This window comes from Salinisphaera aquimarina, from assembly GCF_042643355.1.
GTDB classification, from domain to species: Bacteria; Pseudomonadota; Gammaproteobacteria; order Nevskiales; family Salinisphaeraceae; genus Salinisphaera; species Salinisphaera aquimarina.
Map to the genome: position 1 here is coordinate 389,464 of NZ_JBHRSS010000006.1, position 22,408 is coordinate 411,871.

Consider the following 22,408-nt stretch of genomic DNA (forward strand, 5'->3'; position numbering starts at 1 on the left):
CCTATCCCCTTGTTCGATCCGCGGCCCGGCCCCGGCGGGCCATGGCGGCCCGTTTTTTCTGTGCGCGCTCGTCGAGTACCGCATCGGCCGATGCGTCGATTTCCTGAGCGCCACGATCCAGGCGCTGGGACAGGTCGCGGATCGTGGCGTACTGAAACAGATCGGCGACGCTCAGCGAGCTGCCGAACCGGGTTTCCAGCCGACCGCGAACCGTGACGATACGCAACGAATCGCCGCCGACATCGAAGAAATTATCGTCGATTCCGGGCTCGACCACGCCCAGCACGTCGCTCCATATTGCGGCCACAGCACGTTCGGTGTCGGAACGCGGCGCGATATAACGCTTGCCGGTGTCGATACGTTGCTCCGGCGGCAGCGGCAGCGCATTCCGATCGACCTTGCCGTTTTCGGTCATCGGCAACGTCTCCAGCACCACGAACACCGCCGGCACCATGTGAGCCGGCAGGCGCTCGCCAAGATAATCGCGCAACGTCGCGCTGTTCACCGGCGCACTGACTCGCATGTAGGCGACCAGCCGATCGCCGCCTTCATGGCGCAGCACGACCGCCGCCTGATTGACGCGTTCGTGCTGCGCCAGCGCCGCTTCGATCTCACCGAGTTCGATCCGAAAGCCGCGCAACTTGACCTGGTTGTCCAGACGGCCGACGAACAACAGGCGGCCACGGCCGTCGGCCAGACGCTGCCAGCGCACCCGATCACCGCTGTGATACAGGCGGCGTACCGGCGCCTGCGCGCTAACTGAAGCCTCGATGAAACGGGCTGCAGTCAACTCCGGCTGGTCGAAATACCCCAGGGCCACGCCGTGTCCACCGATCAGCAGTTCGCCGGCCACGCCGGGGGCGACCAGGCGGTTGTCCTCATCGACCACGTAGAACTGAGTGTTGGCGATCGGCGTACCGATATGGATCGGGCCGTCGTCGACCGGGTCGCCGCTGGAATAGACGGTCGTCTCGGTGGGCCCGTACAGGTTCCAGAGCACGAAACCCGGGCCGGCGGTTGACCGCAGATCGTCGGCCAGCGCCGGATCGAGGGTTTCGCCACCGACCATGGCCTTGCAGTGGGCCGGCGGCGTCCAGCCCGCCATGCGCAGCAGTCGATAGGTGGTGGGCGTTGCCTGGATGACGTCGATCCGGTGGCGCGCTATCAGTTGCCCCAGCAGCACCCCATCGAGCACGTCGTCCATGTCGGCGATCACGGCGGCAGCGCCCACGGTAAGCGGCAGAAACAGTTCGGCGAGCGCGATATCGAAGGACAGCGTGGTCACCGCCAGTATTCGCTGGTCCGCGACAAGCCCGGGCGTGCGGGCCATCGAATCCAGAAAATTCATGACGTTGAGGTGACTGACGACCACCCCTTTCGGCCGCCCGGTGGAGCCGGAAGTAAAAATGACATGGGCCGGCATGTCGGGGCCGATCTCGACCGGTCGCAACGGCTCCGGCGGATGCTCGGGCTGCGCGTCGATCAGGAGTCTGGGCAGGTCGCTCGCTGGCAGATCGGCCGCAACCGCGACCTCGGTCACGATCAGACCGGCGCGGGCATCCATCCACATCAATTCGAGGCGCTCGGCCGGATAGCGCGGATCACAGGGCACATAGGCCGCGCCGACGCGCTGTACGGCGAGCGTGGCGATGACCATATGCTCCGAGCGCCCCACTGCCACCGCGACGCGGTCACCGACGGCCACGCCGGCCGATTGGAGCCGCGCGGCGAGGACGTCGATGCGGCCGAGCAGGCTCGCGTAGCTGACGCTGTAGTCGCCGCAGATCAGGGCGGTCCGGTCCGGCCTCGCAGCCGCCTGGGCGGCGAGCGCGTCATAGATGCTCGCGTAGGGCGGCAGTTCCCGGTCGGTATCGTTCCAGCGCAGCAGATGATCGTCGACGTCCCGCTGTGTGAGCCAGGTCAGATCGCGTACCGGCGTCTGCGGTTGCGCGTCCGCGATCGCCGCCAACAACACCACGAGGCGATCCAGCAGATCGTTCGCGGTCGCCGCATCGAATCGCCCGCGGTCGAACTCCAGTTGTATTCGCAACGACTCGCCGCCGTAGACCACCAGCATCAACGGATAACCGGTGAACTGACGCAGCTCGAAGTTCCACGTCCCGGCCGACGTATATGCAGGAATCGTATCATTGGGCGTGCAGTAGTCGTACACCACTGCCGTTTCGAACAGCCCACCCGCCACTACCAGACCCGATTGCCGTTGTATGTCGGCCAGGCCCAGTTGCTGGTGGCCACGGCTGGCGCGAGTGCTGTCGCTGACCGCCTGCATGCAGTCGCCAATCGACATCTGCGGATCGACGCGCACGCGTTTGGGGACGGTATTGATGAACAGGCCGACCCGATGGCCGGCATCCGCCACGGTGGCTTGCCGCCCCGAACGCGTGGTGCCGAACACCAGATCCCGAATGTGTGTATGCCGCCAGAGCAGGATGGCCCACGCGGTCTCGACGAGGCCTGCCCATCCCACCACACGTCGACGTGCGATGTGGCTCAATTGCGCGGTCGTCTGCGCCGGCAGATAGCGCAGAATTCGGTCCGCACCCTGGCGAGCCGGGTCGTCCGCTTCGGGCTCCGGCGCCCATGGCAACGGCGTCGCTCCGGACAGCCCGGCCAGTTGCTCCGACCAGAACCGGCGACTGCTGTCGAGATCCTGTGCTCGATACCATTCGACCAGATCGCGGAAGGGCTTGGCCGCCGGCAGAACCGGCACGGGCGCATCGCCCTTGAGCGCCACATACAGCTGCATGACCTCGTCCAGGATGATCGTGAACGAGCGGCCATCGAGCAGAATGTGATGGAACGTCCACAACATGCGCCATTGCGCGTCGGCGAGTTGCATGACGCACAGGCGCATTGCCGGTGCCTTGGTGAGATCGAAAGGCTGATGGCCGTCGGCCTCGGCCAGCCTCGCCGGAAGATCGGCATCGCCGGTACGGCAGTCATGGCGCTGGACCGGCATGATCGCCTGCGGTTCCACAACCTGTACCGGCGCGTCCAGGCCATGCCAGACGAAACGGGTGCGCAGAATATCGTGGCGCGCGATGATCTGTGCCCAGGCTGCCTCGTATGCATCGACGTCGAGCCGCTCGTCGACGCTGATGGTGACCTGCTCGATATAGACACCTGATTCGGGCTGCGCCAAAGCCTGATACAGCATGCCCTGCTGCATCGGTGTCAGCGGGTAGCCCGCCGTGTCCTCAGCTCTCACCAGTGCCGTCCCCCAGGTCGCTACGGCACTATGCCGTATTCGTGTTTCCCTGCCGTCCCCGAACAAATCATTGCATAACAATTGCCTGTTATGAATCACCGAAACCGCGGACGGCTGGTGAAATACGGGTACATGCGATTCCCACGCGCTTCACGTCTGCTTCATTGATCGATGAGGGCTTGTTGAAGCGACGGCCTGTGCGCTTGCAAGCACCTCAGCGCTATGAGCGGGTGGCGTCTAGCTCAGACCGAGAGAACTCAGCAGGCCCTGGAAGGTCTCGTCCTCGGCCAGACTGGAGCCGTCTTCATCGCTGGCGCGATAGCGGCCATTGCTGGCGCGACGCAGGGTCAGGAACCGCCAGTCGGTGGGATCGACGAATTCGATGAATTCACTGCCGTCGGCGTCGAACTCGCGCTCCCAGCACTGGGAGCGCACGGGCCGGCCGAAGCTGTTGACGACCCCGTGCAGGGCATTGAGGTCAGCCGCGCTGAATGTCGGCTTCTGGAATGGGAGTATCGCTGCCACGGTAGAACCTGAAGATTCGGTAGTGACTTCTAGTATCGGCAGTTGCGAGCCGAATCTTAGAGCCGACAAGGACGAAAACACGTCTGCTCGGTCCGGTTCACCTTTTCTGCAGTCGGGAAATCCCGCGAACCGGACGCGTAACTCGAGTCCGCCGCCAGTATGCGCCGGAATCGAATACCTCATCCTACTCCGCTTTCAGCCGAACGCAGGCTGAATAAAGCCATAGGGCCCAGGCAGTTCTTGTCTGGCGACTAATACGTGGTCGCGAACGGGTCGCGCAGAAAAATGGTGTCGGCGCGATCCGGCCCGGTGGAGACAATATCGATCGGCGTGCCGGTGATCTCGGCCAGACGATCCAGGTAGTTGCGCGCGGCCTGGGGCAGGTCCTCGTAGGTCCGAACGCCCACCGTGGACTCGCTCCAGCCGGGCATCTCCTCGTAGACCGGCTCACAGCGCGACAATGCCTCGGCACCGAGCGGCGGCACGGTGATGGTCTCGTTGTCGCAGCGATAGCCGGTGCACAGCTGAATGGCGTCGAGTCCATCGAGCACATCGAGCTTGGTGATGCACAATCCCGACAGGCTGTTGTTGAACGCCGCACGGCGCAGGCCGACGGCATCGAACCAGCCACAACGGCGCGCCCGGCCCGTGGTGGCGCCGAACTCGGCGCCCTTGGATGCCAGATGACGACCGTAATGGTCATCCAGCTCGGTCGGGAACGGACCGGAGCCGACGCGCGTGGTGTAGGCCTTGACCACGCCCAGCACATAGTCGAAATAGGTGGGGCCGACGCCGGTCCCGGTGGCCGCACCACCGGCCGTGGTATTGGATGACGTCACGAACGGATAGGTACCGTGGTCGACATCCAGCAAGGCACCCTGTGCACCCTCGAACAGGATCGATTCATCCGCGACATAGGCCTGGCGCAGCAGTTCCGCAACATCGGCCACCATCGGCGCGATCTCTTCCGCCTGGGCCAGACAATCGTCCAGCGTGGCCTGGAAATCCACCGGTGCGACGCCGAAATAGTTCTTGAGCACGAAATTATGGTAATCCAGCGCTTCGCCCAGCTTGGCCGCCAGCAGTTCGCGCCGGAACAGATCACCGACGCGCACAGCGCGGCGCGCGACCTTGTCCTCGTAGGCCGGACCGATGCCACGGCCGGTGGTGCCGATCGGGTTATTGCCGCGCGCGGCCTCGCGCGCCTTGTCTAGCGCGATGTGGCTGGGCAGGATCAGCGGACAGGCGGGACTGATACGCAACCGACTGCGCACGGGTACGCCGCGCGCCTCCAGCATGGCCATTTCCTCAAGCAGCGCGCCGGGGGCGAGCACCACCCCATTGCCGATATGGCAGGTCACGCCGTCATGCAGAATGCCGGAGGGAATCAGGTGCAGAACCGTCTTCTCACCGTTGATGACGAGCGTGTGGCCGGCATTGTGCCCCCCCTGAAAACGCACGACGTGGCGGGTCCGGTCGGTGAGCAGATCGACGATCTTGCCCTTGCCTTCGTCGCCCCACTGACTGCCGATGACGATGACGCGTTTGCCCATGACTGTTTTCCTAGAAAGACTTTGGCCTGCCGTGACAGGTTCTTGAAGATGGCGTGACGGCTAAAGCGGCCGTACGTCCCAACGACCGTCGACATATGCCAGCGCACGATCGCAGCCGCTGCCGACCTCCTCGTCGGCACCCGGCGTAGCCACGATGACCCGTTCGCCCTGCGCGCGCAGATGCCGGATGCTGGCGAGCAGTTCGGCGTCCGCGCCGGCCGGTGCATGAATGCCGCCCTGGCGTTCGAGGCTATCGAAACTGCCGAGCGCGGCCAGCAGATTGAGATCCGCGGAGAATCCGGTCGCCGGACGCGGGCGGCCAAAGGCCGCGCCCACGTCATCGTAGCGCCCGCCGCGCGCCAGCTCACGCCCCAGCCCCGGGGCGAACGCCGCATACAGCAGGCCCGTCTTGTAACGATAGCCGCGCAACTCCGCCAGATCGAGAAACACCGGCATGTCGGGATAATGCGCCGCCAGCAGCGCCACCATTTCGTCCAGCCGAGTCAGCGCCGCGTCGATTTCGGCATCGATGCCGGCCAGGCTGGCGCGCGCATCGGCCAGCACGCTCGCCGGCCCGTTGAAATCGATCAGCTGGGAGAACCAGGCATGGGCCCGCTCGTCGATCCGGCCCGCCGCGCGCAGCGAATCGAGGTCGGGGCGCGATTTGCGCTGAACGACATCGAAGAGCACCGGCTCGAAATCGGGCGTGACCCCGGCGCACTGCACCAGCCGCCGGTAGATGGCCACATGCCCCAGATCCAGACAGGCGTTGTCTATGCCCATCAGGGCGAGCGTCTCGAGCATCAGCGACACGATCTCGAGATCGCTCTCGATATGGGCATCGCCGAATTTCTCCGCGCCCAGCTGCAACGGCGAGCGCGACCCGCCCGGCTCTTCCGGACGCGTGCGCAGAATACTGCCGATGTAGCAATAGCGCGCGGGCCCGACTGCCTGCAGGCGGTGCGCATCGATACGCGTGGCCTGGGTGGTCATATCGGAGCGCACGCCCATCATGCGGCCGTTGAGCTGATCGGTCAGCTTGAACGTCTGCAGATCCAGCTCGTGGCCGGCGCCGGTGAGCAACGACTCCAGATACTCGATCAGCGGCGGCCGGATCAGGTCATAGCCCCAGCGCCAGTAGAGATCGAGCAGCTGTCGACGGGCGGACTCGAGCCGCCACGACTCCGGCGGCACCATCTCCTGAACGCCCTCGGGCAAAAGCCAGCGTTTGGATTGCATGTCGATCCGAAAAATCCGTTAAAGATTGAAACTAATGCAGGAACTGCAGCAAGACGACGCCCACGGCGATCAGCGCGCCGCCAAACAGCCGAAGACTGCGCGCATCCGCCACGGATGCGCGCTGCATCATCTCACGCCAGCGCTCGGGGGCGAGAAAAGGCAACAGCCCCTCGATCACCAGCACGAGCGCGAATGCGCGTAACAGATCCGGCCACATCCTCGGGATCAGCGCGTGTTGGCGCTGCCCGAACTACCGGATGGCTTCGGATTGAAATACTTGAACAGTTCGCCGTCGGGACGCAGCATCAATAGATCGTCGCTGCCCAGCGCGTCTCGATAGAGCTGCATGCTGCGGTAGAAACTGTAGAACGTCGGGTTGCGCTTGTACGCGTTGGCATAGAGCTCGGCGGCCTTGGCGTCGCCCTGACCACGCACCGTCTGCGCCTGACTATAAGCTTCGGCCAGAATGATCGTGCGCTCACGCTCGGCGTCGGAACGAATCTCCTGAGCCGCGGCATCACCCTGGGCGCGCAGCGTACGGATGACTTCCTGGCGCTCAGAGCGCATGCGTTCGTAGACCGAGTCGCTCACTTCTTCGGGCAGATCCAGACGCATGATGCGTACGTCGGTGATCTGCAGGCCAAGCTCCTTGGCATCCTGGTTGGCCTGCACCTGTACCGCCGCCACGATTTCGTTGCGCTCGTCGCCCACCGCCTGGCGGATGGTGCGCTTGGAGAATTCGGCCAGCAGGTCGTTCTCCACGCTTTCCGTGAGCAGGCTGCGGGTGCGCTGTTCATCGCCCTGTGTAGACAGGTAGTAGTCGACCGTATTGTTGATCCGCCACTTCACGTAGAAGTCAACGGCCAGATTCTTGTTCTCCGAGGTCAGAACACGTTCGATTTCCTCGGTAAACGTCATCACCCGGCGATCGAAAAAGCGCACTTTCTGGATGAAGGGAATCTTGAAATGCAGCCCGGGATCGTAATCCTGGCCGACGATTTCGCCGAGCTGAACCACGACGACGCGCTGACGCTCGTTGACGGTGAACATCGCGTCATACGCCGTATAGGCGATGACCAACAGCAGGACGATGGCAAAGATCTGCTTGGGACTCATGAATTGCGATCCCGGCTACGGTAGTTGTCGGACGCACTGGACGACGATGAAGAACCGCTGTCGTCGTCACTGCTCGGCATGCTGGGGATATTGACGTCGCCGCTCGAGTTGGCGCCGTTGTTGGCTGCGTTTTCCGCCGCCTTGTTACGGCGTGCGTCATCCAGCATCTTTTCCAGCGGCAGATACATCAATGGCCCGCCGTTACCCTGCTCGGCCAGTATCAGGTTGGAATTCGAGAGCACATCGCTCATGCCTTCCAGATACAGACGTTCGCGAGTGACTTCCGGGGCTTTCTCATACTGGGTGAGCAGTTCGGTGAAGCGCGATGCATCACCGGTGGCACGCTGGATCTTCTGCTGTTTGTAGCCACGCGCATCCAGCGCTATCCGCGCCCTCTCACCCTGGGCTCGAGCGACGATATCGCGGGCATAGGCACGAGCGATATTTTTCTTGCGCTCTTCTTCCTCGCGTGCCTTGATCGCCTCCTCGAACGCACTCTGCACCTGCTCCGGCGGCTGCGAGTACTGCACGTTCACGGCCACGATATCGATACCCGCCTTGTAGCTCGACAGCGCGGTCTGCACGATCTTGCGCACGTTCTCGGGCAGCAGCGCACGCGAGCGGTCGGTGATCTCCGGATAGTTCTGCTGCTGTTTCTTGATCTGGTCGACCAGTTCGTCGTCGACGTCCTGCAGCGCATCCTTTTCCGCCGGCTGGCCCGAGTTTTCCTTCAGATCGACGTTCTGAAGGGCCTTGTCTTCCAGTTGCTCGACCTGCACGCCTTCCTGGATCACCTGGTTCATGCGGCTCGTGCCCACCACTTCACGCACGGCCGAGCGCAACACCTGCTCGACCGTCTGATCGGGCTCGCGCAGTTGGAACAGGTAGTTGTTGGCGTCGGAAATACGGTACTGGACCGCAACCTCGACCTCGACGATGTTCTCGTCCTTGGTCAGCATGACCGCGCGGTTGCCGGCACGCCGAACCTGCTGGGTGTCGACCTTGTACACGCGATCGATCGGGTACGGCAGATGCCAGTGCCAACCGGGGCCCTGGGTGGTGGTGTAGTCGCCGAAACGCAGCACCACGCCCTTTTCGCCCGGTTGCACGACATACATGCCGGTCGCCAGCCACACGACGACTGCAATCGGGATGAGAAACATGAAGACAGCCGGGCTCGGGCCACCGACGCCACCGCCGGAGCCACCGTTCCGGTTACCGGAACCGTTGCCGCTGTTGTTTCCGGAAAAGCGCGCGCGCAGTTTCCGCCAGATTTGATCCAGATCGGGGGGGCCGTTGCCGTTCTTGTTGCCACCACCCCACGGATCCTGACCTTTGCCAGGCTCATTCCAAGCCATGTCAGGAAACCCCCATTCCAGTCATACGCGGATCGCGTTCGTGTCCCAAGCCGTCTGCCTGCAAGGCGCGCGGCGCAGCACCGTGGCTGGCCCCACGGCCAAGCCGTGCAACGCCGCAGATGGATGGCTTGGGCCGAACCTTTTCAAGGCCGTGCCCTTGCGCGCGCCTAGTCCGCACGAGGCGAGGAGCAGGGCTCCCGGCGCAGCCTGGATGCGACCGCCGGCGTGCGGCCAAAGCCCCGGGGCTACGACTCGTACGGTTCGCCCCGCCGAGGGTCGCATCCCACAGCTGTGCTGCGGGAACACCCTGCTCTGCCTCTCGGGGCGACGGCGTCATCGGTCGTTCATTTGCCATGAGCAAATCACTCTTCCTCTTCCTTGCCAGTCGCGCGCAAGGACTCGGCGCGACCGCGTATGACTGGATTGGGGTTTTCCCCATCTTCCCTTTAGGCGAAACCGCGATTCTATCGATCGCCCCAACCTCTGTCGAACCATTCAAGGCCCGTGCATTGACCATGCAAGGCACTGGCGACGGGCCACCGACCGGCGTGGAACGGTTTTCGTCTGCGACCTACGTCGCAATCTGTTTTTAGGATGCCTCGACCGCCGGTGCCATACGCGCGGTACGGCGCTCGATGAGCACCTCGTCGAAACGCAAACCGGCCTGTTCGACGAGCCGCTCGAGATCCGCCTGCGAGGCGGTCACGGTCAGTCGTGTGGCGCCGTCATCATCAAACGTTTCGGAGTCCACCACGCCCAGCTCGAACAGCTGCGAGCGCAGCCGGCCGGCAGCCGCGGGCACCCGCAGCAAGCCTTCCACCATGTCCGGGTTGCAATAATCGGCGAGCACGGCACGCAGCGTGTCCACGCCCTCGCCGCTCATCGCCGACAACCACACCCGCTGCGGCACGCCGTGGGCGTCGTATTCGACCCGTGCGGCTTCGCCGTCGATCAGGTCCACCTTGTTGAAGACTTCGATCTGCGGCACCTCGGCGGCGTCGATCTCGGCAAGCACCGTATTGACCTCGCGCGCATGCGAGCGCCGCTCGACATCGGCGGCATCGATCACGTGCAGGAGCACATCGGCTTCTCGGGTCTCTTCAAGCGTTGCCTTGAACGCGGCCACCAGTTCATGCGGCAGATCGCGGATGAAGCCCACCGTATCCGCGATGATCAGCGGCTCGCCCACGGGCACCTCCATGCGCCGCAGGGTGGGATCCAGGGTAGCGAACAGCTGATCGGCCGCGTAGATCGATTCACCGGTCAGGCGATTGAACAGCGTCGATTTACCGGCGTTGGTATACCCCACCAGCGATACGATCGGCGTGCGCGCCTTGCGCCGGGCCGAACGTCCCTGTTCGCGCCGGGCACTGACTTTCTCGAGTCGTTGCCGCAGGGTCTTGATACGTTCATTTAGCAGACGGCGGTCGGTTTCGAGCTGGGTTTCACCGGGCCCGCGCAGGCCGATGCCGCCCTTCTGGCGCTCCAGATGCGACCAGCCACGCACCAGCCGGGTCGCCAGATGATGCAACTGGGCCAGCTCGACCTGCAGCTTGCCTTCGTGAGAGCGGGCACGGCGAGCGAAGATATCGAGAATCAGCCCCGCGCGATCGAGCACGCGTGCATTCAGGCGTTTTTCGAGATTACGCTCCTGGCTGGGCGACAAATCGTGGTTGAACACGACGAGCTCGGCCTCGTTGGCGACGAGCGATTCGGCGATTTCATCTACCTTGCCGCCACCCACGAAATAGCGCGGGTCCGGAACCCGACGCGACCCGCCGATATGGTCCAGCACGTCGCCACCCGCGGATTCAACCAGTTCGCGAAACTCGCGATCGGCCTCGGCGTATTCGTCGAGGCCGAACGCGAGATGCACGATGACGGCCGCCTGACCGGTCGGCGGCCGCTCAAACATTCATCGTTCCCGTCAGTTGTTCAGATACGATTGCCGTCCACCTCTGCTTCAGCTTCGGCGCCGCCGTGCATCTCTTCGTGCATTTCCGTACGCACGTTGCGCGAAGGCACGATGGTGGAGATGGCATGCTTGTAGACCATCTGATTGACGGCGTTGCGCAGCAGCACGACGAATTGATCAAACGATTCGATCTGCCCCTGCAGCTTGATGCCGTTGACGAGATATATGGACACCGGCACGCGCTCCTTGCGCAAGGCGTTCAGGAATGGTTCTTGTAGTGTTTGGCCTTTTGCCATGGGAACAGACTCCAATAAAGCAGCGAATAAATTCTTGTTAAAACGACTCTAGCATGGTTCAGGACCGGCTCATCCAGCGGCGAACGTGCGTTATCGCTTGTTTTTCCAGCGTTTTATCTCCGCTTTCAAACCAGCGCGCATCATCCTGAGATCGCAGCCACGTCAACTGCCGTTTGGCCAATTGACGGGAGGCAAAAACGGCGCGCTCCACACCCTGTTCAAGCGACCACTCGCCGGCCATGACCTGCCACAGCTGACGGTAACCCACGGCCCTGACCGCTGGTAATTCGAGATTTAGATCGGGACGCGCGTAGAGCTTTTCAACCTCATGGTAAAACCCCTGCGCCATCATCATTTCGAAACGACGCGCAATACGCTCGTGCAGGATCTCCCGGCTCGCCGGAGCAACCACCAGCTTGCAGATTGACCACGGCAGAACGGATTCGTTCTCGGCCGCATGTTTTCTCGCATGCAACGTACTCGGCGCTTCCCCTGTTAGCGCGTGAATTTCAAGCGCGCGCTGGATCCGCTGGGCGTCGTTGGGATGAATACGCCGGGCCGTGCGCGCGTCGATGCTGGCCAGGCGCGCGTGCAGTGCTGCCCAACCCACCACCTGCGCTTCGGCGGTGAGCGTGGCCCTCACGGCATCGTCGCGCCCTGGCATGTCGCTCAGGCCGTGCTCGAGCGCGGTGAAATAGAGCGACGTGCCCCCGGTGAGCAGGGGCAGCCTGCCGGCGGCATGAATACGCGCAATCTCGAGCGCCGCGTCGCGACAGAAATCGGCGGCCGAATACGGCTGCGCCGGATCGTTGATATCGATGAGCGCGTGCGGCGCACGCGCCAGCGTCGCGGCATCGGGTTTGGCCGTGCCGATGTCCATGCCGCGATAGACCATGGCCGAATCCACCGACACGATCTCCGCGTTGAGTGTTTCCACCAGTTCCACGGCCAGGCCGGTCTTGCCCGACGCCGTGGGCCCGAGCAGAAACACGACATCGGGCCGCTGCGCGCGGTTGGCCGCTGTCATTTACCGCGCATGAACAGCCGGTCGAGTCCGGCCATGTCGACCTGGATCCAGCTGGGCCGCCCATGGTTGCAGTGTCCGGCCCGGTCGGTATGCTCCATGTCGCGCAACAGCGCGTTCATTTCGGCCAGTGTCAGGCGCCGGCCGGCCTTGACCGCGGCCTTGCAGCCCATATCCGCGAGCACGTCGTCGATTGCGTCGCGCACCCCGTCGGCCCCGCGCAGACCGCCCTCGCCCAGTTCGCCGATCAGGTCATAGGCCAGCGCGACATAATCGCCACCGGCGAGCAGCGCCGGCACACCGCGCAACAAAGCCGTGGTCGGGCCGCTGCGGGTCAGCTCGAGGCCCACCGCCATGAGCGCCTCCGCGTTTTGTTCGATCGCCGCTGCTTCGGCTTCGGCCAGGGACAGACTTTCCGGCACCAGCAGGCGCTTGCTCTGGATCGTGCCGGACGAGAACTCGGCCTTGAGCTGCTCATAGAGCACCCGCTCATGCGCGGCGTGCATGTCGACCAGAATCAGACCCTCGGCGTTCTGGGCCAGAATATAGATATCGTGCAACTGGGCGAGCGCATAGCCGAGCGCGGGAATATCGCAATCCGGCTGATCGGCCGCAGCGCCCGGAACCACGGCTGCTGCATCCTGATCCCGAACGGGCTCGGCGCCCGGCATCTGGAAGGCATAACTGGCCCGGGCCTGGGCGACGCTGGCACGCGGCGCCAGATCGAGGCCGCGACTCGGCCCCGGGAATATCGGCGCGGGCCTCTGCGTGGACGCGCCGTCCGTCAGACCGGGGGCCGGGCTGACCGGCAGATCGACCTGCCGTGCCGCGTGCGGGGTTGCCTCGACCGCGGCGAGCGCTCGACCGATGCTGCGAAAGACGAAATCGTGCACCAGCCGCGACTCGCGAAAACGCACCTCGGCCTTGGCCGGGTGCGCATTGACGTCGACCTGGCGCGGGTCGACGCTCAGGTAGAGCACATAGGCCGGGTGGCGCTGATTGTGCAGCAGATCGCGATAGGCCAGCCGCACGCCGTGGTTGAACACCTTGTCGCGGATCGGGCGCGCGTTGACATAACTGAACTGGCGATCGGCCTGTCCGCGCGAGAAACCCGGGGTGGCGATCCAGCCGGTCAGGCGCATCCCGGCGGCCTGCTCGTCGACCTCGACCGCGTGCTCGTCGAAGGCGCCGCCAACCAGCGTCGACACGCGCCGGCGCATGGCATCGACCGTGGTCGCCGGCTCCAGACGAACCGTCTCGCTGCCGTCGTGATGCAATACGAAACCGACATCGAAACGCGACAGCACCAGCTGATTGAAGGCCTTGCGGATATGGCCGAACTCCGTCGCCGGCGTGCGCAGAAACTTGCGGCGTGCCGGAATACGGGCGAACAGCTCGCGCACTTCGACACGCGTGCCCACATCGTGGGCGGCCGGGCGTACGACCTCACTGACATGCGGCGAGATGGCCCAGGCATGGGCGTCCTCGGCGCGCCGCGACGTGATCGTCAATTGCCCCACCGACGCGATGCTGGCCAGAGCTTCACCGCGAAACCCGAGGCTGGCGACCGATTCCAGGGCGCCCAGGCTGTCGATCTTGCTGGTGGCATGGCGCGCCACCGCCAGCGGCAATTCCTCCGCACCGATACCGCTGCCGTCGTCGCGGATCATGATCCGGCGCAGCCCGCCATGCTCGATATCCACATGGATCCAGGCCGCGCCGGCATCGAGGCTGTTCTCCATCAGTTCCTTGACGATGGAGGCCGGCCGTTCGACCACCTCGCCGGCCGCGATCTGGCTGATCAGTTGATCGTCGAGAAGACGGATGGGCATGGCAGGGATCGGAACGCCTCGCGCCTGTGGTGGATCGGAAGGCTGCCTAGTGTCCTGTAAGTCGACCCCGTTCGCAAAGCATCCGGACGCAGCATACGCCTAGGATCTGTCGCCCGACGCAGGATCCTGGCGATCGCTTTCATGTCATGGCGTGGCCCGCCGGGCGCGGTGGCGCCTGCCATTCAGTTCATTCGATACGGCGCTCTGCCCGTGCGGCAGGCGTGGTGCGAAGCTGCCGATGCCCGTGCAGCGGCGCCCCCTGAATCGAATGCATCCTTTTCTTGACTCATTCCAGAAAATCACCAATCATGGCCCGGCAATGAGTCGACACAGCACACCAATTGTTCAGGAACTGCGTGACAGCGGGTTGCGGGTGACCGCGCCACGCCACGCAGTGCTCGAATGGCTGATCGAGCATCCGCACGCGACCGTCGAACAGGTACATCAAGGCGTGAGCGAGCGGATCGGCACGATCTCCAAACAGGCGGTCTACGACGTGCTGTCGGCCTGCGTGAATGTGGATCTGGTCCGCCAGATCAAACCAGCCGGCCACCCGGCCCGCTTTGAACGCCGTACCGGCGACAACCATCATCATCTGGTCTGTCGCGGCTGTGGCTCTATCGCAGACACCGACTGCCGCGTCGGCACCACGCCCTGCCTGACACCTGAACACAGTCACGGTTTTGACATCGACGAAGCCGAAGTTGTGTTCTGGGGGTTGTGCACGGACTGTCAGGCCGACACGGAAAACGCCATGGACATTTTAAGCTGATCGACCCGGCAACCGACGGGCATGCCTGCCCCGTCGCGCATGCATCCATCTGGAGGATAGAAACGTGACAGACGATATTCGCAACGTACATACAACGACGGCCGGCGAGCCGTATCCGAGCGACGAGCATTCGCTTTCCGTCGGCACCGACGGCCCGATCGTGCTCCACGACCATTTCCTCATGGAGCAGATGGCGGCGTTCAACCGGGAAATGATTCCGGATCGCCAGCCCCATGCCAAGGGCGGCGGCGCTTTCGGCGTGTTCGAAGTCACCGAGGATGTCAGCAAGTACACCAGGGCCAAGTTCCTGCAGAAAGGCGCCAAGACGGACATGGTCGCGCGTTTTTCGACGGTGGCCGGCGAGTCCGGCAGCCCCGACACCTGGCGTGACCCGCGCGGCTTCGCGCTGAAGTTCTACACCGAGGAAGGCAACTTCGACATGGTGGGCAACAACACGCCCGTCTTCTTCGTGCGTGATCCGATGAAGTTTCAGCACTTCATCCATTCGCAGAAGCGTCGTGCCGACAACGGCCTGCGCGACCACGACATGCAGTGGGATTTCTGGACCGAGTCGCCGGAATCCGCCCACCAGGTCACCTGGCTGATGGGCGACCGCGGCGTGCCCGCCACCTGGCGCCACATGAACGGCTACTCCAGCCACACGTACATGTGGGTCAACGACCAGGGCGAGAAGTTCTGGGTCAAGTACCACTTCAAGACCGACCAGGGCATCAAGTGCATGACCCAGGAACAGGCCGATCAGATGGCCGGCTCCGACGCCGACTATCATCGTCGTGATCTGTTCGACGCCATCGAGCGCGGCGAGCATCCGACATGGACGCTGCACATGCAGATCATGCCGTTCGAGGATGCCAAGACCTATCGCATCAACCCGTTCGACCTGACCAAGGTGTGGCCGCACGAAGACTATCCGCTGATCAAGGTCGGCAAGATGACCCTGAACCAGAACCCGGTCGACTTCCATACCCAGATCGAGCAGGCCGCGTTCGAGCCCAACAACATGGTACCCGGCACCGGTGTATCGCCGGACAAGATGCTGCTGGCCCGTACGATCTCCTATGCGGACGCCCATCGCGCCCGCCTCGGGGTGAACTACAAGCAGATTCCGGTCAACGTGCCGAAATCGCCGGTCAACAGCTACACCAAGGGCGGCGCGATGCGCATACAAAACGTCTCCGATCCGGTGTACGCCCCCAACACCAAGGGCGGCGCGCATTCCGATCCCAACCGCTATCCCCAGGACAACACCTGGATGGCGGATGGCGACATGGTTCGGGCAGCCTACAAGCTGCGCCAGGACGACGGCGACTTCAACCAGCCCAACGACCTGGTCAACAAGGTGATGAACGACGAGGAACGTGATCGTCTGGTCAACAACGTCGTCGGCCATCTGTCGGGTGGCGTAAGCGAGCCGATTCTGGCCAAGGCATTCCAGTACTGGAAGAACGTCGACCAGACCATCGGCGAGCGCATCGAAGAAGGCGTACGCGCCAACCAGAAAGCGGCCTGACCTACCGCTATTGTCAGCGCTGAACCGCGGCGGCACGGATGACGTGCCGCCGCTTTTTTATGCGCGAAACATAGTCACCGGGATGTATATCGCCAATAACGCCAGGCGCGGGCAACCGGCGCGACGACCGGATATCGGAACCGTCAAGGGACGGATTCAAAGCCGCGTCATCATCCGGTCGACGGCCGTGCCCGCGACGCCGCCGCGGGGCAATGCTCTCGCCTCGATACAAAGTGCCTCGGCCATCTGTGCGACGCCGGCCCTCCACAGGGATTCCTAATAAGCGTCAGCGAGCCCCGCCCGCTGCAGGCGTGCCCTGAGTGCCTCGTCCCGGCGCGAACGCCAGCGCCCCGCGGTCGCGTTGTACCACCAGAGCCGGCCATACCAGGCAAACGCGCGGCCTTCCGCGAGATCGACCGCCCGCGCGGTCGCAGGCGGTCGGTATGTCTTCATCGGCCGGCGAGTCGCACAGGCAATCAGATTATCCGCCAGCACACGCGCCTGTCGCTCGACATCCGCGAGTTCCAGGGCGCGCCGCCCCAGCAGCAGCGCGCAACCACCGCTGGCGAATACGCGCTCGTCACGCGGCGACTGCAGTCGCGCCGTGACATGGATGCCGCCGGCCTCGGCGGGCATCTGCCCGGCATGAACAAAACGCGCCGCGCGATATCCGCGCGCCAGAACCACGTGCTCAGCGGGAAAACGCCGTCCGTCCCTGCTCTGCACGCAACTGTCGATCGCGGTGACGATCGCCGTATCCGGCAGCAGGTCGACGTTGCGCATGCCGAGCACGCGCGCGGCGCGGCGCGAGACGGTCACCGGCGCGTCGGGCAGCAGGCGCGGTCCCGGCAGGTAACAGGCCAGACGCAGCCGCTGACCGAATTCACCCATCGACAGACCGGCGGCGATTTCCGTCGCCCGCGCCCCATCGCCGAAAATCGCCACCCTTGGCCGGGCGCCGCGCGCACAGTCGTGGGCAAGCGCATCGTGCAACTGACTCAGCTGTTCGACCGACGCCGCGCTCCAGACGCGTACGCCGGCCGCCGGATCATCGAAGCCGCTGTCATCGATCTCCTGGCCGACATTCAACGAGACCCGGTCGTAATCGAGCTTGCCGCCGCCCGCCAGCCAGACACGCCGATGGCGCGCATCCAGCCCGATAGCGCGATCACGGCAACGGTGCACGTCCCATGTCCGGCAGCTGCGCCCGAGTGACACCCGCAACGCATCGCTACCCAGCTCACCGGTCATCACCCGGGCCGGCTGCGCACCGAACCAGAAACTGCCGGGGTCCACGAGCGTCAATACAAGACCGGCGGCGCGAAGGCGTTCTGCCTGGCCGAGCAATGCCATATGCACATGCCCGGCGCCCACAAGGACCACGCGGCTCATTGCGTCAATTGCCACCCGGTCACGACCCCGACCCACAAGACGATCGCACCGACGATGACCGCGACTCCGACGACCGTGTTGTTCATCCAGTTCGCGGGCCGCGGCACGATCCGACGCGCCAGCCCCATGCCGGCCACCGCGCCCAGCACGAACAGGCCGGCGGTGTAGCCAGGCGCGGCCGGAGCCACTGCAAACTGCAGACCGGCTTCGAGCACGGCCAGCACGGCGACCGCAAACGTGAGCGTTCCCACCACCAGATACGGTTGACCCGGCAATTCACGTTCAAGCTCACGCCAACCGATACGCGAACCGGGCGCGGCACAGAACGCGGCCAATACGCCGCAGCCGGCGCCGGCCAGGGCGACACGCAACCGTGCTCGCGCGCGGTAGTCAGCTCTGGCGGCCGCCTCGGTCAATGTGCGCTTCGGGGCGTGCAACAAGCCGGCGGGCGACGGTGCCACGCGATGACGAAAACGATGCACGATATTGAGTAGCAGGGGCCCGAACACGATCGCGGCGGTCAGAAAGAAGGTAGCCAGAACCTTTGCCGGCAGCTGTTGCGCAAGCCAGCCGGCGATCAGGGCTGTCGGCACCGCCCCCACGAGGAAGATACCGACCAGCGTGACATCGCACTGGCGCGCACGAACCGCGTCACCCGCGGCAACCGCCGCGCAGATCCCCAGCGCAAGCAGCGCGACCGGCAAACTTGCGTGCAAGCCGATACCCGCGCCGGCCACCAGTAGTGGCAGCGCCAGAAACGCGCCGGCGAAGGCAGACAGGCCATACGCCAGACCGGCAATGACACCCAATACAAGACCCAAGGCAAGGCTCCCACGGTGAAACCGGGCCCAGCGGCTCGGACGACAACGATTGCTACTCCTGTGCGCAGTCGATGCTTACAGTCTAGAGCCTGCCATCGCCCGCGCCAACACTGGCGAGCCGAGTCGCATCGCTCGCGCACAAGGGCATTGCGCGCAGGCGGCGCCGACGCCGTCAAGGGCCGGCGTTACTGCGGTCCGATCAAGCGTCGTTCGGCGTCGGCGTACTTCGGGTCCCGAAGACTAGCGCAGGCCGGCGACCTGCTGGTTGCCCGGCGGCGGTATCTGCAGGGTCGCACCGACGCGGATGGTGTTGTCGGTCAGGCCGTTGACACTGCGCAGGCGACTCACGCTCACACCGTACTGCTGCGCAATCTCGGAGAGCGTCTCGCCGCTGCGGACCTTGTGCACCTGGGCCTGGGCGATGATGGTCGAGGGGCGGTAACTGGCGAAATAGCCCTTGATGCCACTCAGCATCGCGCTCGCCAGTTTGCTCTGGTAGCTGGCGCTGGCGAGCTGACGCTCTTCCGACGGCGTCGAGATAAACGCGGTCTCCACCAGGAACGACGGAATATCAGGCGACTTGAGCACCATGAAACCGGCCTGCTGGACCTTCGACTTGTGCAGCGGACCGAGTCCGTCGAGTTCCTGAAGCACGCGGTCGCCGGCATCCAGGCTGGCTTCGATGCTCGCGCTCTGGGACAGGTCGAGCATGAACGACGCCAGACTGTCGTCCTTGTCCTTGAGGCTCACACCGCCGACCAGATCGGCCGCGTTCTCACGGCGCGCGAGCCAGCGCGCATGTTCGCTGGTCGCGCCGTGATGAGACAGCGCATACACCGAAGCACCGGTGGCACGTGCGCCACGCGGGGCCGCATCCGCGTGAATGGAAATGAACAGATCGGCTTTAGCCTTGCGCGCTTCGACCATGCGTTCGCGCAGCCCGACGTAGTAATCGCCGTCACGCGTGAGCACACCCCGCATGTTGGGCTGATCGTCGACCATCGCCTTCAAACGCCGGGCAATCTGCAGCACGACATCCTTCTCGCGGGTGCCGTTGCGGCCATGGGCGCCGGGGTCCTTGCCGCCGTGCCCCGGATCGATGACGATCACGATATCCTTGGATGGCCGTACCGGCGTGCGCGCAACCGGCTCTGCCCGCGCGGCCGCAGGCTGGCGTGACGGCGCGTCCGACACCTGGGCGATTGCATTGGCCGTACTGTTGGCGGTCGATGCACCGCCGTCGCCTTTCGTGTTCGACGTCGAGGCGATGATCGAATTCGCGGCACTGCCCGATGGACGCAGATCCACCACCAGGCGGTAGCCGTGATCGGCGTCGGGATCGAGCATGAAGCTTTTGGGATTCACCTTGCCGGCCAGATCGAGCACGACGCGAAGATCGGTGCCATGGCGGACCCCGGTACGCAGACGCTTGATCAGGCCGCTGCCATCGCGCTCGCCGCCGACCTTGGACACCGCGCGTGCATCGGGCAGATCGATTACCAGCCGCAGCGGGTTGTCGATCATGAACAGGTCGGGTTTGGTCTCGCCCGCGAGATCGAATACCACACGCGTCTTGTCGGACGCCGCCCACAGGCGCACGTCCTGCAGTGTGGCCTGCTGAGCCGCTGCCAAGGTACTCAGACCCGATAACAGGCCGAACACCAGCCATTTCAAGCGCATGCGCATAGTGATTTCGCCCTCGCCCCAGCGAGCCGGAAAATGTCCCAAGCGAAGACTAGCGCCGCCAAATACAAGAAGGCAACTATTTTTTTCCAATCAAAACAGAGTATAGGCGCCCTTTCCTTTCTATCTACTTGAAAGGCGGGCCCTATGTCGTATTTTTCAACCCCTCGAAAAAACGCGCGCCGAGCCCGGTCAGCGGTCGAATCTGCGCGTCACGGCCGGTTTTCGCGTACGTCAGTTCGATGACCATATCCACCGGCGGCAGAAACCCCGCGCCACGTTCGGCCCACTCCACAAACAGCCAGTCATGCGCGGTATCGATATCGCGTACACCGAGGAATTCCAGTTCTTCCGGATCGCCGAGCCGATAGAGATCCAGATGATGGAAAGTCCGGCCGCCGATCGGATAGGGCTCGACCAGGGTATAACTGGGCGACACCACCGCGCCCTGGTGACCGAGCCCGCGCAGCGTGGCGCGCGCTAGCGCGGTTTTGCCGGCCCCCAGTTCGCCAACGAGCGAGACCACGAGACCACCGTCGTGACCGATCAGCGCGCGGGCGACCATGGCCCCGAGCGCATCCGTTGCTGCCGCGTCGACCAGCCGCATCACAGCCATTCAAACCCGACCGGGATTGACGAAATAGCGTATCGAATCAAGCAGATCGGTCGGCAGCAGGCCGCGCTGACCCAACTGGCCCGCGGCCCGATCGCCGGCCCGCGCGTGCACGTAGACACCGAGGCTCGCGGCATCGTTCAGGTCCAGCCCCTGCCCCAGCAGCGCGGCGATGACGCCGGTCAACAGATCACCCATGCCGCCGACCGCCATCCCCGGATTGCCGTCGGTGCAAAGCCACAGTTCCTCGGGCGTGGCGATCAGGCTGCCGGCGCCCTTGAGCACGGTGACGGCGTGATAGCGCCGCGCGATCTCCTGTACCGCCGCCACCCGATCGTTCATCACCTCGGCGGTTTTCCAGCCCAGCAGACGCCCCGCCTCGCCCGGATGCGGGGTGAGAATCCAGTGGTCACGAGTCTGTGGCGCCTGCGCCAGCCTGTTGAGCGCATCGGCATCGACGACGAGCGGCTTGTCGCTGTCGATGGCCTGCTGCCAGAGCGCGTGGGCCCAGTCGTCGCTGCCGAGCCCCGGCCCGAGCGCGATAACATCGACAGCGGCCATCAAGCCGGCGGCATCGTCGGCGCCGTCGATGCCGCGGCACATGAGTTCGGGCCGGGCCTGACTCATCGCTCCGGCGTGATCCGGATGACAGGCAACGCTGACCAGCCCGGCGCCGCTGCGTAGCGCCGCCTCCGCGGTCATGCGAATGGCGCCGCCCATGCCGCGATTGCCGCCCACGCACAGCACGTGGCCGTTGTCGCCCTTGTGGACAGTGCGCGCACGGGGCTTGAGCGCCTCACGCAGCGCGCGGTGGGTCAGTCGCCGCGCGGTATAGGGCTGATCGCTGTAGAGCGCTTCCGGCGCGTCCAGGCCGCTGAAAGACAGGTTTCCGCAATGCGCCGGCCCCTGCCCGGTGAGCGTGCCCAGCTTGAGGCCGATGAACGTCGCGGTGGCGTCGGCGCGCACGGCATGCGCCCAGACATGCCCGGTCCCGGCGTCGATGCCGGAGGCGATATCGACCGAGAACACGCCCGCGCCGTGCTCGGCGGCCGCATTGATCCGCTCGATCGCCTGGGCCAGCGCGCCTTCCACGTCGCGATTCAGACCGGTGCCCAGCAGCGCATCGACCACGAGATCGGCGCTGATCGGTTCGTCCGCGAACGCCTCGATCTCGCCGCCGGCGTCGGTAAAAGACTGCATTGCGAGCACGGCATCGCCCGAATAGCTGTCCGGGTCGACCAGACAGATCAGGCGTACCCGCCAGCCACCTTCGCGCGCCATCCGGGCCACGAGAAAACCGTCGCCGCCGTTGTTGCCCGGGCCACAGAGCACGCACATACGGCCCGGCATGGCCCAGAAGTGGGCGAGTTCCGCATAGGCTTCGCGCGCCGCGCGTTGCATGAGTTCGAAGCCGTCGATGCCGAATGACTGGATGAATCGCGCATCGAGGGCCGCGACCTGTTCGGCGTCATAGACGATTTCGGGCAGATATTCGCTGGATTCGCTCAT

General features: G+C 64.5%; 19 protein-coding genes. 3 read left to right on the forward strand and 16 right to left on the reverse strand.

The annotated features are described in order from the left end of the window. Position 1: 1 nt before the first annotated feature. The 7 genes from ACFOSU_RS14340 to hflK form a co-directional block, all read right to left on the reverse strand. Positions 2–3,229, reverse strand: coding sequence for an amino acid adenylation domain-containing protein (locus ACFOSU_RS14340; RefSeq protein ID WP_380690615.1), 3,228 nt, complete (start codon positions 3,227–3,229; stop codon positions 2–4). A 237-nt stretch (positions 3,230–3,466) separates the two neighbouring features. Continuing rightward, the gene (locus ACFOSU_RS14345; RefSeq protein WP_380690616.1) at positions 3,467–3,754 is read right to left on the reverse strand and encodes a hypothetical protein; all 288 of its coding nucleotides are present in this window, start codon (positions 3,752–3,754) and stop codon (positions 3,467–3,469) included. 251 nt (positions 3,755–4,005) lie between these two features. Further along, on the reverse strand, positions 4,006–5,307 hold the full coding sequence (locus ACFOSU_RS14350; RefSeq protein ID WP_380690617.1) for an adenylosuccinate synthase: 1,302 nt from the start codon (positions 5,305–5,307) through the stop codon (positions 4,006–4,008). Between the two features lie 60 nt (positions 5,308–5,367). Further along, positions 5,368–6,546, reverse strand: a complete 1,179-nt coding sequence (locus ACFOSU_RS14355) for an ATP phosphoribosyltransferase regulatory subunit (RefSeq protein WP_380690618.1) — start codon at positions 6,544–6,546, stop codon at positions 5,368–5,370. A 31-nt stretch (positions 6,547–6,577) separates the two neighbouring features. After that, positions 6,578–6,763 (reverse strand): DUF2065 domain-containing protein, encoded by a 186-nt coding sequence (locus ACFOSU_RS14360; protein ID WP_380690619.1) that lies wholly within the window; start codon positions 6,761–6,763, stop codon positions 6,578–6,580. An 8-nt stretch (positions 6,764–6,771) separates the two neighbouring features. Further along, complete coding sequence (hflC, locus tag ACFOSU_RS14365) at positions 6,772–7,662, reverse strand: protease modulator HflC (protein WP_380690620.1); 891 nt, start codon at positions 7,660–7,662, stop codon at positions 6,772–6,774. Continuing rightward, on the reverse strand, positions 7,659–9,020 hold the full coding sequence (hflK, locus tag ACFOSU_RS14370) for a protease modulator HflK (protein WP_380690621.1): 1,362 nt from the start codon (positions 9,018–9,020) through the stop codon (positions 7,659–7,661). Before hflK ends, hflC begins: the two co-directional genes overlap by 4 nt. Positions 9,021–9,373: 353 nt before the next feature. Here hflK and ACFOSU_RS14375 point away from each other — a divergent pair, with 353 nt between their 5' ends. Beyond that, entirely contained in the window at positions 9,374–9,613 is a 240-nt protein-coding gene (locus ACFOSU_RS14375) for a hypothetical protein (protein ID WP_380690622.1), read from the forward strand. Here ACFOSU_RS14375 and hflX read toward each other — a convergent pair. Genes hflX through mutL form a run of 4 tightly spaced genes read right to left on the reverse strand, consistent with a single transcriptional unit; the run spans position 9,610 to position 14,087 of the window. Next, on the reverse strand, positions 9,610–10,935 hold the full coding sequence (gene hflX, locus ACFOSU_RS14380; RefSeq protein WP_380690623.1) for a ribosome rescue GTPase HflX: 1,326 nt from the start codon (positions 10,933–10,935) through the stop codon (positions 9,610–9,612). The genes ACFOSU_RS14375 and hflX overlap by 4 nt on opposite strands. Positions 10,936–10,955: 20 nt before the next feature. Further along, positions 10,956–11,231: an RNA chaperone Hfq gene (gene hfq, locus ACFOSU_RS14385; protein WP_380690624.1), complete on the reverse strand. Its 276-nt coding sequence runs from the start codon at positions 11,229–11,231 to the stop codon at positions 10,956–10,958. Positions 11,232–11,289: 58 nt separating this feature from the next. Then, positions 11,290–12,258, reverse strand: a complete 969-nt coding sequence (gene miaA / locus ACFOSU_RS14390) for a tRNA (adenosine(37)-N6)-dimethylallyltransferase MiaA (protein WP_380690625.1) — start codon at positions 12,256–12,258, stop codon at positions 11,290–11,292. Continuing rightward, positions 12,255–14,087, reverse strand: coding sequence for a DNA mismatch repair endonuclease MutL (gene mutL, locus ACFOSU_RS14395; RefSeq protein WP_380690626.1), 1,833 nt, complete (start codon positions 14,085–14,087; stop codon positions 12,255–12,257). Before mutL ends, miaA begins: the two co-directional genes overlap by 4 nt. A 319-nt stretch (positions 14,088–14,406) precedes the next feature. On the opposite strand from mutL, the gene ACFOSU_RS14400 reads away from it, so the two are divergent. Both ACFOSU_RS14400 and ACFOSU_RS14405 read left to right on the forward strand, forming a co-directional pair. Next, positions 14,407–14,859 (forward strand): Fur family transcriptional regulator, encoded by a 453-nt coding sequence (locus ACFOSU_RS14400; protein WP_380690651.1) that lies wholly within the window; start codon positions 14,407–14,409, stop codon positions 14,857–14,859. Between the two features lie 64 nt (positions 14,860–14,923). Then, positions 14,924–16,390 carry a catalase gene (locus ACFOSU_RS14405; RefSeq protein WP_380690627.1) on the forward strand — a complete coding sequence of 489 codons (1,467 nt, stop codon included), beginning with the start codon at positions 14,924–14,926 and terminating at the stop codon, positions 16,388–16,390. Positions 16,391–16,666: 276 nt separating this feature from the next. Here the strand turns inward: ACFOSU_RS14405 and ACFOSU_RS14410 are convergent, their stop codons facing one another. The 5 genes from ACFOSU_RS14410 to ACFOSU_RS14430 all read right to left on the reverse strand — a co-directional run bounded on the left by ACFOSU_RS14410 (position 16,667) and on the right by ACFOSU_RS14430 (position 22,408). Beyond that, positions 16,667–17,782 (reverse strand): NAD(P)/FAD-dependent oxidoreductase, encoded by a 1,116-nt coding sequence (locus tag ACFOSU_RS14410; RefSeq protein ID WP_380690628.1) that lies wholly within the window; start codon positions 17,780–17,782, stop codon positions 16,667–16,669. Next, a complete protein-coding gene (locus tag ACFOSU_RS14415; RefSeq protein WP_380690629.1) occupies positions 17,779–18,603 on the reverse strand; it encodes a TSUP family transporter in 825 nt (274 codons plus the stop codon). The genes ACFOSU_RS14410 and ACFOSU_RS14415 overlap by 4 nt, the downstream gene beginning before the upstream one ends. 240 nt (positions 18,604–18,843) lie before the next feature. Next, the gene (locus ACFOSU_RS14420) at positions 18,844–20,289 is read right to left on the reverse strand and encodes an N-acetylmuramoyl-L-alanine amidase (protein ID WP_380690630.1); all 1,446 of its coding nucleotides are present in this window, start codon (positions 20,287–20,289) and stop codon (positions 18,844–18,846) included. A gap of 142 nt (positions 20,290–20,431) precedes the next feature. Continuing rightward, positions 20,432–20,902: a tRNA (adenosine(37)-N6)-threonylcarbamoyltransferase complex ATPase subunit type 1 TsaE gene (tsaE, locus tag ACFOSU_RS14425; RefSeq protein WP_380690631.1), complete on the reverse strand. Its 471-nt coding sequence runs from the start codon at positions 20,900–20,902 to the stop codon at positions 20,432–20,434. Further along, positions 20,903–22,408, reverse strand: coding sequence for an NAD(P)H-hydrate dehydratase (locus ACFOSU_RS14430; RefSeq protein WP_380690632.1), 1,506 nt, complete (start codon positions 22,406–22,408; stop codon positions 20,903–20,905).

Excerpts from the sequence above, each read along its gene's own strand:
- ACFOSU_RS14420 (WP_380690630.1), bottom strand. The coding sequence starts at position 20,289 with ATGCGCATGCGCTTGAAATGGCTGGTGTTCGGCCTGTTATCGGGTCTG.
- ACFOSU_RS14360 (WP_380690619.1), bottom strand. The coding sequence starts at position 6,763 with ATGTGGCCGGATCTGTTACGCGCATTCGCGCTCGTGCTGGTGATCGAG.
- ACFOSU_RS14410 (WP_380690628.1), bottom strand. The coding sequence starts at position 17,782 with ATGAGCCGCGTGGTCCTTGTGGGCGCCGGGCATGTGCATATGGCATTG.
- tsaE (WP_380690631.1), bottom strand. The coding sequence starts at position 20,902 with ATGGCTGTGATGCGGCTGGTCGACGCGGCAGCAACGGATGCGCTCGGG.
- hfq (WP_380690624.1), bottom strand. The coding sequence starts at position 11,231 with ATGGCAAAAGGCCAAACACTACAAGAACCATTCCTGAACGCCTTGCGC.
- ACFOSU_RS14400 (WP_380690651.1), top strand. The coding sequence starts at position 14,407 with ATGAGTCGACACAGCACACCAATTGTTCAGGAACTGCGTGACAGCGGG.
- ACFOSU_RS14350 (WP_380690617.1), bottom strand. The coding sequence starts at position 5,307 with ATGGGCAAACGCGTCATCGTCATCGGCAGTCAGTGGGGCGACGAAGGC.
- hflK (WP_380690621.1), bottom strand. The coding sequence starts at position 9,020 with ATGGCTTGGAATGAGCCTGGCAAAGGTCAGGATCCGTGGGGTGGTGGC.
- ACFOSU_RS14375 (WP_380690622.1), top strand. The coding sequence starts at position 9,374 with ATGAGCAAATCACTCTTCCTCTTCCTTGCCAGTCGCGCGCAAGGACTC.
- ACFOSU_RS14355 (WP_380690618.1), bottom strand. The coding sequence starts at position 6,546 with ATGCAATCCAAACGCTGGCTTTTGCCCGAGGGCGTTCAGGAGATGGTG.
- ACFOSU_RS14430 (WP_380690632.1), bottom strand. The coding sequence starts at position 22,408 with ATGAGCGAATCCAGCGAATATCTGCCCGAAATCGTCTATGACGCCGAA.
- hflX (WP_380690623.1), bottom strand. The coding sequence starts at position 10,935 with ATGTTTGAGCGGCCGCCGACCGGTCAGGCGGCCGTCATCGTGCATCTC.
- mutL (WP_380690626.1), bottom strand. The coding sequence starts at position 14,087 with ATGCCCATCCGTCTTCTCGACGATCAACTGATCAGCCAGATCGCGGCC.
- miaA (WP_380690625.1), bottom strand. The coding sequence starts at position 12,258 with ATGACAGCGGCCAACCGCGCGCAGCGGCCCGATGTCGTGTTTCTGCTC.
- hflC (WP_380690620.1), bottom strand. The coding sequence starts at position 7,662 with ATGAGTCCCAAGCAGATCTTTGCCATCGTCCTGCTGTTGGTCATCGCC.